Annotated in this window: 15 protein-coding genes; 8 read left to right on the plus strand and 7 right to left on the minus strand. The window is 66.6% G+C overall.

From position 1 onward, the window contains the following. Positions 1 to 95 precede the first annotated feature (95 nt). The gene (locus QU481_RS05790; RefSeq protein ID WP_289828972.1) at positions 96 to 710 is read left to right on the plus strand and encodes an EAL and HDOD domain-containing protein; all 615 of its coding nucleotides are present in this window, start codon (positions 96 to 98) and stop codon (positions 708 to 710) included. On the opposite strand, the gene QU481_RS05795 is transcribed toward QU481_RS05790, so the two are convergent. Together QU481_RS05795 and QU481_RS05800 are read right to left on the minus strand one after the other, a co-directional pair. Next, the gene (locus QU481_RS05795) at positions 705 to 1,754 is read right to left on the minus strand and encodes a type IV pilus twitching motility protein PilT (RefSeq protein ID WP_289828973.1); all 1,050 of its coding nucleotides are present in this window, start codon (positions 1,752 to 1,754) and stop codon (positions 705 to 707) included. The two genes, QU481_RS05790 and QU481_RS05795, sit on opposite strands and share 6 nt — an antisense overlap. 110 nt (positions 1,755 to 1,864) lie before the next feature. Beyond that, positions 1,865 to 2,074, minus strand: coding sequence for a hypothetical protein (locus tag QU481_RS05800; RefSeq protein WP_289828974.1), 210 nt, complete (start codon positions 2,072 to 2,074; stop codon positions 1,865 to 1,867). 312 nt (positions 2,075 to 2,386) lie between these two features. Here QU481_RS05800 and QU481_RS05805 point away from each other — a divergent pair, with 312 nt between their 5' ends. The 7 genes from QU481_RS05805 to QU481_RS05835 all read left to right on the plus strand — a co-directional run bounded on the left by QU481_RS05805 (position 2,387) and on the right by QU481_RS05835 (position 9,029). Next, positions 2,387 to 3,088 (plus strand): YggS family pyridoxal phosphate-dependent enzyme, encoded by a 702-nt coding sequence (locus QU481_RS05805; protein ID WP_289828975.1) that lies wholly within the window; start codon positions 2,387 to 2,389, stop codon positions 3,086 to 3,088. 163 nt (positions 3,089 to 3,251) lie between these two features. Beyond that, on the plus strand, positions 3,252 to 4,055 hold the full coding sequence (proC, locus tag QU481_RS05810; RefSeq protein ID WP_289828976.1) for a pyrroline-5-carboxylate reductase: 804 nt from the start codon (positions 3,252 to 3,254) through the stop codon (positions 4,053 to 4,055). Positions 4,056 to 4,059: 4 nt separating this feature from the next. Next, positions 4,060 to 4,641 carry a YggT family protein gene (locus QU481_RS05815; protein WP_289828978.1) on the plus strand — a complete coding sequence of 194 codons (582 nt, stop codon included), beginning with the start codon at positions 4,060 to 4,062 and terminating at the stop codon, positions 4,639 to 4,641. 14 nt (positions 4,642 to 4,655) lie between these two features. Continuing rightward, on the plus strand, positions 4,656 to 4,958 hold the full coding sequence (locus QU481_RS05820) for a c-type cytochrome (RefSeq protein WP_289828979.1): 303 nt from the start codon (positions 4,656 to 4,658) through the stop codon (positions 4,956 to 4,958). A gap of 331 nt (positions 4,959 to 5,289) precedes the next feature. Then, positions 5,290 to 5,706, plus strand: a complete 417-nt coding sequence (gene dksA / locus QU481_RS05825; RefSeq protein ID WP_289828980.1) for an RNA polymerase-binding protein DksA — start codon at positions 5,290 to 5,292, stop codon at positions 5,704 to 5,706. Positions 5,707 to 5,841: 135 nt separating this feature from the next. Continuing rightward, positions 5,842 to 6,918, plus strand: a complete 1,077-nt coding sequence (gene aroG, locus QU481_RS05830; RefSeq protein ID WP_289828981.1) for a 3-deoxy-7-phosphoheptulonate synthase AroG — start codon at positions 5,842 to 5,844, stop codon at positions 6,916 to 6,918. 203 nt (positions 6,919 to 7,121) lie between these two features. Continuing rightward, positions 7,122 to 9,029 carry a M14 family metallopeptidase gene (locus QU481_RS05835; protein WP_289828982.1) on the plus strand — a complete coding sequence of 636 codons (1,908 nt, stop codon included), beginning with the start codon at positions 7,122 to 7,124 and terminating at the stop codon, positions 9,027 to 9,029. A gap of 20 nt (positions 9,030 to 9,049) precedes the next feature. Here QU481_RS05835 and QU481_RS05840 read toward each other — a convergent pair whose 3' ends face one another. From QU481_RS05840 to QU481_RS05860, 5 genes are all read right to left on the minus strand, one after another. Beyond that, positions 9,050 to 9,457: a GFA family protein gene (locus QU481_RS05840; protein ID WP_289828983.1), complete on the minus strand. Its 408-nt coding sequence runs from the start codon at positions 9,455 to 9,457 to the stop codon at positions 9,050 to 9,052. 197 nt (positions 9,458 to 9,654) lie between these two features. Further along, positions 9,655 to 10,245, minus strand: coding sequence for a molybdenum cofactor guanylyltransferase MobA (mobA, locus tag QU481_RS05845; RefSeq protein ID WP_289828984.1), 591 nt, complete (start codon positions 10,243 to 10,245; stop codon positions 9,655 to 9,657). Beyond that, the gene (gene moaE / locus QU481_RS05850; RefSeq protein ID WP_289828986.1) at positions 10,242 to 10,706 is read right to left on the minus strand and encodes a molybdopterin synthase catalytic subunit MoaE; all 465 of its coding nucleotides are present in this window, start codon (positions 10,704 to 10,706) and stop codon (positions 10,242 to 10,244) included. Before moaE ends, mobA begins: the two co-directional genes overlap by 4 nt. A gap of 1 nt (position 10,707) precedes the next feature. Further along, positions 10,708 to 10,959, minus strand: a complete 252-nt coding sequence (locus QU481_RS05855; RefSeq protein WP_289828987.1) for a MoaD/ThiS family protein — start codon at positions 10,957 to 10,959, stop codon at positions 10,708 to 10,710. Between the two features lie 70 nt (positions 10,960 to 11,029). After that, entirely contained in the window at positions 11,030 to 12,781 is a 1,752-nt protein-coding gene (locus tag QU481_RS05860) for a chloride channel protein (protein WP_289828988.1), read from the minus strand. Between the last annotated feature and the right edge of the window lie 55 nt (positions 12,782 to 12,836).

A 12,836-nucleotide genomic window follows, 5' to 3' on the forward strand; every position in this document is an offset into this window, starting at 1 on the left:
CGCCCTGCTGGGCGGCGTTTTTTATTGATGCTATAGAATGAATTTAATCCCCGTTAACAATGGGGTTTCCTGACCCTTGCCGGTGCACCTGTGCCATGCCCGACTCCGAGGTGTTTCTAGGCCGACAGCCTATCGTCGACCGCCAGTTGGAACTGGTGGCGTACGAGTTGTTGTTCCGCTCCAGCCTGGAAAACCGCGCGCGGGTAGTCGACGAGCAGGTGGCGACCGCCACGGTGCTCAGACATATGTTCGTCGACCTGGGGCTGGTCACCGCGCTGGCCGGCCACCCCGGCTTCGTCAACGTCGGCGAGCGGCTGTTGATGGGGCCGCTGCTCGACGCGGTGCCGCCGGCGCAGCTGGTGCTGGAGCTGTTGGAGACGATCGCGATCACCCCGGCGGTGGTCCGGCGCTGCCGGGCGCTGAAGCGGCGTGGCTTCAAGTTGGCGCTCGACGACCTGACCGAGCTGTCCGCCGCGCATCGCAAGCTGCTGCCGCTGATCGACTATGTGAAGCTGGAGCTGCCGGCGCTCGATGCGAACCGGCTCGCGCAGCTGGTGCACGAGCTCAAGCCCTACCATCTGCAGTTGCTGGCCGAAAAGGTCGACTCGCGCGAGGTGTTCGAGCGCTGCCGCGCGCTCGGCATCGACCTGTTCCAGGGGTATTACGTGGAGCGCCCCACCGTACTGTCGCGGCAGCGCTCGAGGTCATGACCAGGGGGCGAACGCCGCCGGGTTACCAGCCAGGCGGCGTGCCTCGTCGGCGCCGATCTCGTGGCGCCGCAGCAGTTCCTTGAGGCTGTGATCGAGCGTCTGCATGCCTTGCTGCTGACCGCTTTGCTGTACCGATACCAGTTGTGCGGCCTTGTTCTCGCGGATCAGGTTGCGCACCGCGGCGGTGCTGAGCAGGACCTCGTGCGCCGCCACCCGGCCGTTACCGTCGTGCCGTTTCAGCAAGGTCTGCGCAATGACCGCGCGCAGGCTGTCGGCCAACAGCGATCGCACCCATTCCTTCTCGCCGCTCGGGAACACGTCGACGATCCGGTCGACGGCCTTGGCCGCGCTGCCGGTGTGCAGCGTGCCGAGCACCAGGTGGCCGGTTTCGGCGGCGCTCAGCGCCAGCCGGATCGTCGCCGTATCGCGCAGTTCGCCGACCATGATCACGTCCGGGTCCTCGCGCAGAGCGCTTCGCAGCGCATTGTCGAAGCTGAGCGTCTGCGTGCCCAGTTCCCGCTGGCTGACGAGGCAGCGCCGGCTCTCGTGGACGAACTCGATCGGATCCTCGATGGTCACGATGTGGCCGTTGCGGCTGTCGTTGATGTGGTCGAGCATGGCGGCGAGCGTGCTCGACTTGCCCGAGCCGGTCGGCCCCGTCACCAGCACCAGGCCGTGCGGGTAGTCGGCGATTTCCCACAGGATGGGCGGTGCACCCAGCTCGGCCAGCGTCGGCACCCGGGGCGGGATGTGGCGGAACACCGCCGCCATGCCGCGCTGCTGCATGAAGGCGTTGATGCGAAAGCGCGCAAGGCCGGGCTGTTCGAAGGCGAAGTCGACTTCCAGCATCTCGTCCAGGCGTTGGCGCTGTGCGTCGTCCAGGATGCCATGCAGCATGTTGCGCAACCCTTCCGGTGCCAGCGCTGTCAGCTGGGTGCGGCGCAGCTCACCGTGCACGCGCAGCATCGGCGGCAGGCCGGCCGACAGGTGCAGGTCGGATGCCCGGTGCTTAACGGCGAGCGCCAGCAGTTCGGCGATGTTCATTGGCGGTCCTTCGTGGTGATTCGCAAAGTATGATGTTGACATTTATCCTAGCCAAGCAAAAGCCGGCGGGCCAAGAGGGCACCGCCGGCTGCTAGCAAGCAGAGGCCAGCTTAGGCGACGGTGTTCACCTGGGTGCCAACGGTGCCGCTGGTGACCAGCGTCGGCGAGGTCTGGGCGGTGCTGGAGGCCTGGCTGTCGGCAGCCTTGTGACCGCCGTGATGGCGATGGCGGTGAACTTCCTGGCCCTGTTGAGTCTGCTGGGTTTGTTGGGTCTGTTGAGCGACTTGAGTCGCACTGCTGGAGATGCTGGAAATCGACATCGTCGATCCTTTCGTTCTGATCGTTCTGACAATAGGGTTCATTGTTATTGCGCGCCCGTCGTGCAGGCGCACCGCCATTGTGGATAGTTGAGCGGCATAGCCAAGTGGTCTTAACAAAGATTTACAAATAGTAGAAGGACTTTACAATTACCTGACAGAGCCGTTGCCGCAGCACAACGGTCGGCGGGTCGGGCTGCCGATGCGGTCGGCGTGTATCGACGTGATGGCGCTTCCACTTATAATTCTGTCATTCCATTACCGTCGTTCCGGGTCGTTGCCCGGCGACGACGACCCGGAGACACAAGGAAGGCCATGGATCACCCGATTTCCCGCGCATTGACCGACGTCGGTGCGCGGCTGGCCGCCGCTGAGCAGGTGGCGGGCCGGCCCGCCGGCAGCGTGACGCTGCTGGCGGTCAGCAAGACCTTTCCCGAGCCGGCGCTGCGCGCGGCGTATGCCGCCGGAGCCCGGCAGTTCGGCGAAAACTATGTGCAGGAGCTCACCGTCAAGGCGGCCGCGCTGGCCGACCTGCCCGATCTCGTCTGGCACTTCATCGGCCCCCTGCAGTCGAACAAAACCCGGCCGGTCGCGGAGCTGGCCCACTGGGTGCATTCGGTCGACAGGCTGAAGATCGCCGAGCGGCTGGCGGCGCAGCGCCCCGAGCACTTGCCGGCGTTGAACGTCTGCCTGCAGGTGAACGTCTCGGGCGAAGCGAGCAAGAGCGGCTGTACGCCGGAAGAGCTACCGAGGCTGGCTCGCGCGGTGGCGGCATTGCCGCGTCTGACCCTGCGGGGCCTGATGTGCATCCCCGAGCCGACGCCGGACACGGCGCGGCAGGCGGCGCAGTTCGCCTTGCTGCGCGAGTTACGCGATCAGCTGGTCGCGGACGGTCTGGCGCTCGATACGCTGTCGATGGGCATGTCGGCCGATCTGGAGGTAGCGGTGGCCGAGGGCTCGACGATAGTGCGGGTCGGCACCGCGATCTTTGGTGCGCGTGACTATTCTCACTCTTGAGCCGCCCTTTGCCGCAGCAAACGATTAATAATCTAAGAGCCGCTGACAACACCCGGCGTAGCGGTCCCAGCTTGGCGTTCCAGTACAGGGAGTACGTCAAGACAGGGCAACAACGCTGGGCAGGTTATGTGAGTGGCTCCAATAAATAGAGAGGACCCGGAACATGCAGATTACCTTCATCGGTGGCGGCAACATGGCCACCGCCATCATCGGCGGGCTGGTCAAGCAGGGTGGCCACCAGATCCATGTGGTCGACCCGAACGCCGATCGCCGCGACGCGCTGTCCGCGCTGCAGGGGGTCACCGCCGGTGAGGCGGTGCCAGCGTTGTCGGCCGACGAAGTGGTGGTGCTGGCGGTGAAGCCGCAGCAGCTCAAGGGGGTGTGCGAGGCGTTGTCGGCGACGCTGAACGGCGCGCTGGTGGTGTCGATCGCTGCCGGCATCCGCTTGGAGGCGCTGAGCCGCTGGCTCGGCGGCCATACCCGCATCGTGCGGGTGATGCCGAACACCCCGGCGATGGTCGGCAAGGGCGTGTCGGGCCTGTTCGCCGACACGGCAGTCGGCGAGGCCGACCGCAAGGCCGCCGACGCGATCATGGCCGCGACCGGCGTGACGCTGTGGCTGGCCGACGAGGAAGGCATCGACGACATCACCTCCGTCTCCGGCAGCGGTCCGGCCTATGTATTCTACTTCATGGAAGGCATGATCAACGCGGCGTGCGAGGTGGGCTTCTCCGAAGCCGAGGCGCGCCGGCTGGTGCTGGCTACCTTCGAGGGCGCGGTGGCGCTGGCGCAGTCGACCGACACCGACATTGCGCAATTGCGCGCCAACGTGACCTCCAAGGGTGGCACTACCGAGCGCGCGATCGCGCGCTTCGATGCCGAGCTCGTCAAGGCGGCGATTGTGCAGGGCGCGCGCGACTGCCGTGCCCGCTCGATCGAGCTGGGCGAACAACTGAGCCGGGACTGAGCCTATGCTGGCCGAAACCCTGCAGTTCCTGATCAAGACGCTGGCCGACCTGTTCACGCTGGTGCTGCTGTTGCGCTTCTACCTGCAGGTGGCGCGCATGCCGTTCAAGCACCCGCTGGCGCAGTTCTGCCTGGCGTTGACCAACTTCGCGGTGCTGCCGGCGCGCAAGCTGATCCCGAGCGTGAAGGGCTACGACAGTGCGACACTGGCGCTCGCCTGGCTGGTCTGCCTCGTCGCCAACGTGATCGTGCTGGCGCTCAACCCCTGGCCGTACAACTTCGCCGCGCCGCAGACCTGGCTGTCACTAGCGCTGTTGTCGGTACTCGACGTGTTCAAGCAGTCGCTGTATCTGTTGATGGGCGCGGTGCTGGTGCAGGCGATCATGTCGTGGGTGAACCCGTACAACGCGATGACGCCTATTCTCGACGCGCTGACCCGGCCGTTCCTTAAACCGCTGCGCCGCTTCGCGGTCGGCGGCTTTGATCTGTCGCCCCTGGTATTGTTCCTCTTGATCCAGGTGGTGCTGATGCTGCCGGTACGCTTTGTCGAGCTGTCGCTGGTCGAGCAGCTGAAGCTGGTGGTGTGATGCGGGACCACGCGATGAAGCATCTGCTCTGCCTGGCGGTGTTCGTCTTCTGGGCCGGCGCAGCGCATGCCAACCCGCAGCTTGCGCAGAAGTACAGCTGCACTGCCTGCCATACTGCCGACAAGAAGATGGTCGGTCCGTCCTGGCAGGAGGTCGGCCGGCGGTACACCGGTGACAAGGGAGCCGCTGCGAAACTCGCCGCCAGGGTGAAGGCGGGGGGCTCCGGTGTATGGGGCCCGGTGCCGATGCCGCCCAACCCGCAGATCGGCGATGCCGATCTGAAGACGCTGGTGCAGTGGATACTGACGCAGAAGTGAGCACTGCCACTTCCCCCCCACAGCCGCCCTATCGGGCGGCTGTCTTTATTGGTGCCGGCGGTGCGATCCGGCCGGCATCACGGACAATGCAGGCGCTGCCGGCCGGGGAAAGTGGTCTTTATCTTGGTCGAAAATCGTGTCATTGTCATGGATGACCGGGTGAGCCGGGTGGGGTGGCCATAATTGGGCTTGTTTGCAGATACGGATGGGCTATACCTGTGTCAGCCTTGTGACAAGCACCGAGCATGGTTCAAGATGGTTGCTTATTCTCCGAGCGGTCGGTAATCTTGCCTCCCTGTTTGCCTACCAACTTTTTGATGGAAGCCTAACTATGGCCAAGCTGACCGAACAAGACATCCTCAATTGGAATGGCGGCGACGACGACTACATGAACGCCGAGCACCTTGAATTCTTCAAGGAACTGTTGTTGCAGTTGCAGCAGGAAATGCTGAGCAACGCCAACGCCACGGCGAACCACCTGCAGGAGCAGGAAGCGACGCCGGACCCGGCCGACCGCGCCACGCTGGAAGAGGAATACGCGCTGGAACTGCGTACCCGCGATCGCGAGCGCAAGCTGCTGCAGAAGATCGGCGCCTCGCTGCGCCAGATCGAAGATGGCTCTTACGGCTATTGCGAAGACACCGGCGAGCCGATCGGCCTGAAGCGCCTCTTGGCCCGCCCGACTGCCACGCTGTCGGTCGAGGCGCAGGAGCGCCGCGAGCGGATGAAACGCCAGTACGCGGACTGATCCGCCGCGCGCCGAGCACCGACGCCGCCCTCGAGGGCGGCGTTTTGCTTTGTCGGACATACTTGTCGCAGTGCGCAAAATACGGGTAGTCTGTGTCCATACCTAAATGAATACCCGGACATCAGAGAAACCGCCATGCAACGCCAGACCGACGACGTCAGAATCCGCGAAATCAAAGAACTGCTGCCGCCGATCGCGCACCTGTACGAGCTGCCGATCAACGAGTCGGCTTCCGAGCTGATCTACACCACCCGCCGAGAGATCGCCGCCCTGCTGCGCGGTGAGGACGATCGCCTGCTGGTGGTGATCGGCCCGTGCTCGATCCACGATACCCAGGCCGCCGAAGAGTACGCCGAGCGCCTCATGAAGCTGCGCCGCGAGTACGCGCGCGAGCTGGTGGTGGTGATGCGCGTCTATTTCGAGAAACCGCGCACCACGGTGGGCTGGAAGGGCTTGATCAACGATCCGCACCTGAACGAGAGCTACGACATCAACGCTGGCCTGCGCATCGCGCGCAAGCTGCTGCTCAACCTGAACAGCATGGGCATGCCGGCGGCGACCGAGTTCCTCGACATGATCACCCCGCAGTACTTCGCCGACCTGATCTCCTGGGGCGCCATCGGCGCGCGCACCACCGAGAGCCAGGTGCACCGCGAACTGGCGTCTGGTCTGTCCTGTCCGGTGGGCTTCAAGAACGGCACCGATGGCAACCTGAAGATCGCCGTCGACGCGATCCGCGCTGCCAGCCAGCCGCACCACTTCCTGTCGGTGACCAAGACCGGCCACTCGGCCATTGTCTCCACCGGCGGCAACCCGGACTGCCACGTGATTCTGCGCGGCGGCAAAGAGCCGAACTACTCGGTCGACCACGTGCGCGCCGCGGCGGGCGAGCTGGCCGCGGTGGGCTTGGCGCAGAAGCTGATGGTCGACTTCAGCCACGCCAACAGCCGCAAGGACTACAAGCGCCAGATGGAAGTGGCCGAGGACGTGGCAAGCCAGCTCGCCAACGGCGACACCCACATCTTCGGCGTGATGGTGGAAAGCCACCTGGTGGAAGGTCGCCAGGACCAGAAGCCGGGCTGCGAGCTGGCCTACGGTCAGAGCATCACCGACGCCTGCATCGGCTGGGACGACACCGAGAAGCTGGTGAAGACGCTGGCCGACGCGGTCAGCGCGCGCCGCGCGAAGCTCGGCACGCCGGCCGGCAAGTAAGTCCGTCGACTCCACAAAAAACGCCCGGCCATGTGCCGGGCGTTTTGCATGGTGTTTCACGTGGAACATGGCGCGGCCGCTCGCACGTGTCGCGCCGGGACGGCGTCGAGCTGACCTGCATCAAACCGGGCTGCGGGCTGGGTAACGGCCATGGCGTGGCGTTGGCTAGACTATCGGCATCGCAACCCGTTCCGGAGTGTCCGATGTCCCGCCTGCCCGTCTCGATGTCCCTGACCACCCTCGCCGCCCTGTTCGCCAGCCACGCCGTGTTCGCCATGCCGACCGGCCCGGACTACATCGACGACAGCCAGTTCCTGAGCGCCGCCAAGACGCGGGTGCTGCCGCCGGATATCCCGTGGCAGGGCAAGAGCCTGGCCTTCGCGGTGAAACCGGACGACGCTTGGGCGACGCCGCTCGAGGCTTCGAACTTTACCCGCACGCCGCGCTACACCGACACGGTGGCCTATCTGGAACGGCTGGCGCGCGCTAAGCCGGGGCTGATCGAGCTGGTGACGCTGCCGGAGAAGACCGACGAGGGCCGGCCGTTCGTGATGGCGGTGGTGTCGACCAGCGCCGACAAGTCGCCGGCCGGGCTGAAGAAGAGCGGCAAGCCGACCCTGTACATCGAGGCCGGCATCCACCCGGGCGAAGCCAACGGCAAGGACGCCGGGCTGATGATGCTGCGCGACATGACGGTGCGCGGCACCCAGGCGGGCCTGCTCGACCAAGTCAACCTGCTGTTCGTGCCGACGGTGAACATCGACGGCGACATGCGCTACGGCAAGTACGGCCGCATCAACCAGCACGGCCCGGACGAGACCGGCTGGCGCGTCAACGCGCGCAACCTCAACCTGAACCGCGACTTCGCCAAGCTGGACAGCCCGGAGATCCGCAACGTCGCCTACGCGCTCGACCATTACGACCCGGACTTCTTCATCGACACACACAGCTCCGACGGCATCAACTACCAGTACGACGTCACCTACTGCAACAACGGCACCGGCTGGTCGCCGGCCGCCAATGCCTGGATGGACAAGGTGATGACGCCGAAGGTGTTCAAGACGCTGGAGGACTACGGCCACATCCCGAACGTGTGCATCTCGATGAACGACAACGAGAAGCCGGAGAAGGGCTACTACCCCTACTACTCGGACTTGGCGCGCTTCTCCAACCAGTACGCCGACATCCGCGGCATCCCGGGCATCCTGGTCGAGCTGCATGCGATCAAGCCGTACAAGCAGCAGGTGCTCGGCAACTACACGCTGTATCAGGCGCTGTTCGAGACCATCGCCGCCAACCAGGACGGCCTGCACCGCGCGACCGCCGAAGACCGCGCGCGGCTGAAGGCGCAGAAACAGGTGACGCTGACCTGGAAGGAGGCGGCCGGCAAGCCGCAGCTGGTCGACTTCAAGGGCGTAGTGGCGCAGCAGGTGAAGTCGCCGATCACCGGCGACACGGTGACGCTGTGGACCAACCAGCCTAAGACCTACCGGGTGCCGCTGACGCCGCTGACCGAGCCGGACCTGGTGGTGAGCCGGCCGAAGGGCTATGTGGTGCCGGTCGAGTACCGCGACGTGATCGCGCGCTTGAAGGCGCACGGCATCGCGATGACCACCTTCGACAAGCCGACCACGCTGGACGTCACCGTCTACCGCATCGACGACATCAAGCTCGGCACGCCGTTCGAGCCGGACCGCGAGTCGGCCGACAAGATCCCCGGCTACGAGGGCCGGCTGCTGATCGACGGCAAGCCGGTGGCGCAGCAGCGCCGCGTCACCTACGCGCCGGGCTCGGTACGCATCGATACCGATCAGCGCCTCGGCGTACTGGCGATGGATTTGCTGGAGCCGGCCAGCCCGGATTCCTTCCTGCACTGGGGCTTCTTCAACGCCACGCTGACCTCGGCCGAGGCGCCGGAAACCTATGTGATGGAGCCGATGGCGCGCAAGATGTTGGCCGAAAGCCCGGCACTGAAGCGCGAATTCGAGGCCAAGCTGAAGCGCGATCCGGCCTTCGCCAAGGACCGCAATGCGCGGCTCAACTGGTTCTACGAGCGCACCCCGTTCGTCGACACCAACCGCTTCCTCTACCCGGTCGGCACGCTCAAGTAAGTCACCGGTTTCGGCGTGGCTCAGCCGCCTTCGCCCGCCACGCGCGGCCCCGGCCATTCCGGGCGCGCGGCCGGGTCGACCACGGTCATGCCGACGCCCTCGGTGGCGCGCACCGGCACGTCGTGCGGGTCGAAGTCGTCGAGGCAGAAAACGTTCACCCCGTAGTGATCCGGTGCGGCGCGCTTGCGATGGAAGGTGTAGATGCCGCAGCGCGAGCAGAAATAGTGCTTCGCCCTGTGTGTGTTCCACTGGTAGAGGCTCAGTGCGTCCTCGCCCTGCAGGACGGTCAACTGGCTCTCGTGCACCTTTGCCATCAGTGCGTTCTTCTTCACGCACAGCGAGCAGTCGCAGGTGGTCAGCTCGGTGATGGCGGCATCGATGCGAAAGCGCACCGCGCCGCAATGACAGGAACCGTGGTACTGGGGCATCGCATTCTCCTGAAGGATTCGACCAACCTTATTGAGGGCGAAGAGGATGAAGCGTGTTCGGCGAAACGCTCGGGGATGCGAGGCTCGCTCGGACAATGGGGTAGGTCCATCGTAGCGGCCTGTTCGGGTGGCGAACAGTACCAAAATGCCGGCCCGGCCGGTCGTGACCGGAGCCGCTGCGCGTTTGAGGCTGTGTGTCAGCGCGGCCCGGTCTCGAGCGCGGCGAGCGCTTCGGGGGTGTTCAGGTTGGGGAACGACTCGGTGAAGAATGCCTCGCGGGTGTGAAGGCCGGCCAGCCAGTCGCGCAGGCGGCGGCTGTCGCCCGAGAGGAACTCGAGCAGCTGCGGCAGTACGCGGCGGTTAAGCAGCGCCAACGTCGGGTGCAGCGAGTGCGCGTCGCAGGCGATGACCGCGTCGGTCTTGTCGCCCTGGCGCTCGGCAAACAGCCGCGCGACGAAGTCGGCCGGCAGCCGTGCCACGTCGCAGGGCATCGTCACGAGCCAGTCGTGGCGGGCGTGCGCGAGGCCCTCGGCCAGACCGGCCAGCGGGCCTTGGAAGCCGGGCAGGCTGTCGGTCAGCACCGGATGGCCGAAGCCGGCATAGACGTCGAGGTGGCGGTTGGCCGAAATCAGGATCTCGGCCGGCGCCGGGGTCTGTGCGGCCAGGGCGTCGAGCGCGTGCGCGATCAGCGGCCGACCGGCCAACAGCTGCAGGCCCTTGTCGGCGCCGCCGAAGCGGCGCGCGCTGCCGCCTGCCAGCACCAGCGCCGAATAGGCGGGCACGCTCATTGCGCCATCCAGCGCGCCGCCGCTTCGTCGTCGCTGTCCTTCGCGTCGACCCAGCGACTCGTGCCGTCCCGGTAGTACTCTTTCTTCCAGAACGGTGCGCGCGTCTTCAGATAGTCCATCAGGAATTCGCAGGCGGCGAACGCGTCGCGGCGGTGGCCGGACGCCACCACTACCAGCACGATCGGCTCGCCCAGCGGCAGGTAGCCGACGCGGTGGATGATGGTCGCGGCGGTCAGCGGCCAGCGCTCGCGCGCCTCGCCGACGATGCGGCCGAGCTCGGCCTCGGTCATGCCCGGGTAGTGCTCGAGTTCCAACGCAGTGACGTGGGCGTCGTCGCCGTAGTTGCGCACCAGGCCGACGAAGCTGGCGATGGCGCCGGCCGCCGGGTTGCCGGACAAGGCGGCGATCTCGGCACCGGGCTCGAACTCGGCGTGGCCGACCCGTATCGTGAAGTCGCCCATCTCAGCCCCCGGTCACCGGTGGGAAGATCGCCACCTCGTCGCCGGCGGAAAGCGCGGTGTCGCGGCTTGCCATCGTCTGGTTGACTGCGACGCGGAACACCCGGCCGGTGCCGAGCTCGTCGGCCCAGACGCCGCCGCGCGCGGCCAGTTCGGCCAGCAGCTCGGCGACGCTGGCCGCGCCGCTGTCGAGCGTTTCGCCGCCGCGGCCGAAGGTGTCCTTCAGTCGGGCGAAGTAGATCAGGTTCAGGGTCATGCTGCGCACTCCGCGATAGATTGTTTCAAGTGTAAAGAATGCGGCGTTCCAGGCCAATGCATCGTGCGGACTAATCTGCCGGACGGACGCTGGGCCGGCGCCATAGCGCGTGGCGCTCGGCGTGCTGCTCCTCTGCGTGGAAGGCCAGCGAGGTCTTGAGCAGGTCGCTGCGGGTGATTAGGCCGACGAGGCGCCCGTCGGGGCTGTCGAGCACCGCGAGCCGCTCCAGCCCCTGCTGGGCGAGCCGGCTCGCCAGCACCCGGCCGCTGTCGCCGGGCAAGGCGAACGGCTGGTCGGCCGCGTCGATCAGGCCGGCGAGCTGCGTGCCGGCCGGGTGCGCGGCGGCGAGATGGATAAGGGTCAGCTCGTCGAGCAGGCCGAGGTAGCGTTCCCCGTCGAGCACCGGGTAGGCGCGGTGCCGGCCCGGCCCGAACTGCCGTGCGGCTTCGGACAACGTCATCGTGGCAGGCAGGGTGACGAGCTCGCGGCTCATCAGCTCGTCGGCGTGGCTGCGCTCCATCGGGTCGACCGCGTACTCGCGGAAGATGTGCCGGCCGCGCCGCGCGATCTTCTCGGTGAGGATGGAGCGGCGCATCACGCGAACCGTCAGCGCGTACGACACGGTGCAGGCGAGCAGTACCGGCAGCAGCGCATCGACGTCGTGCGTCAGCTCCAGTGCGAATGCGGCGGCGGTCAGCGGTGCGCCCAAGGTGCCTGCCAGCATCGCCGCCATCGCCACCAGCGGCCACAGCGCGGCGTGGCTGCCCGGGAACAGCGCGGCGAGCAGCGTGCCGAGGCCGGCGCCCATCATCAAGAGCGGCGCCAGCACCCCGCCCGAGGTACCGGAACCGAGTGCGACCACCCAGATCAGGCATTTCACCAGCAGCAGGCCGGCGACGATGCCGAGCGCCAGGTGGCCGTTCAGCAGGTCGCCGATCACGTCGTAGCCGACGCCGAGCGCACGCGGCTCGAAGTAGCCGCCGATGCCGACCGCGAGGCCGCCGAGTGCCGGCCACCACATCCAGTGCAGCGGCAGGCGGTGGAACGCATCCTCGACCTTGTAGAGCAGCGCCGACAGGGTGGCGGCCAGGGCGCCGGCGAGCAGGCCGGCAAGCGCGCTGAGCGGCAGGGCGGACAGCGGCGGCGTGGCGGTGGCAAGCGGGAACAGCGGGCCGCTGTCGATCAGGAAGGGGCGCAGGAATGCGGCGACGGCGGCGGCCAGCGCCACCGGCACCAGGCTCCTCGGACGCAGCTCGAACAGTAACAGTTCGACGGCCAGCAGGATGGCAGCGAGCGGGGTACCGAACACCGCGGTCATGCCCGCGGCGGCGCCGGCGACCAGCAGCGTCTTGCGCTCGGCGGAGGTGAGCCGGATCTGCTGCGCGATCAGCGAGCCGATCGCGCCGCCGGTCATGATGATCGGCCCCTCGGCGCCGAACGGGCCGCCGCTGCCGATGACGATGCCGGACGACAGCGGTTTGAGGATGGCCACCTTCGCCGACATCTTGCTCTGGCCGAACAGGATCGCCTCGAGTGCTTCGGGGATGCCGTGGCCGCGGATCTTGTCCGAGCCGAAGCGCGCCATCAGCCCGACGATCAGGCCACCGAGCACCGGCACCAGGATCACGGCGAGGCCGAGGGTGTGGCCGGCCGGCGAGCGCGCGGCGGTCGACAGCGTCTGATAGAAGAACAGGTTGGTGAAGAAGCGGATCAGCGTCAAAAGCAGCCAGGCGCCGCCGCTGGCGAGCACGCCGATCCCCAGCGCCAGCCCGACCAGTCGGGTCTGGCCGGGGGCGAGGGCAAAGTCGCGTTTGTGGTTCATCGTCGATTTCCGTGAGGGTGAGTAAGTGTTGCGCGCCCGGGTTGACCCGCGGACG

This window comes from Crenobacter oryzisoli (genome assembly GCF_030385785.1).
Lineage (GTDB): Bacteria > Pseudomonadota > Gammaproteobacteria > Burkholderiales > Chromobacteriaceae > Crenobacter_A > Crenobacter_A oryzisoli.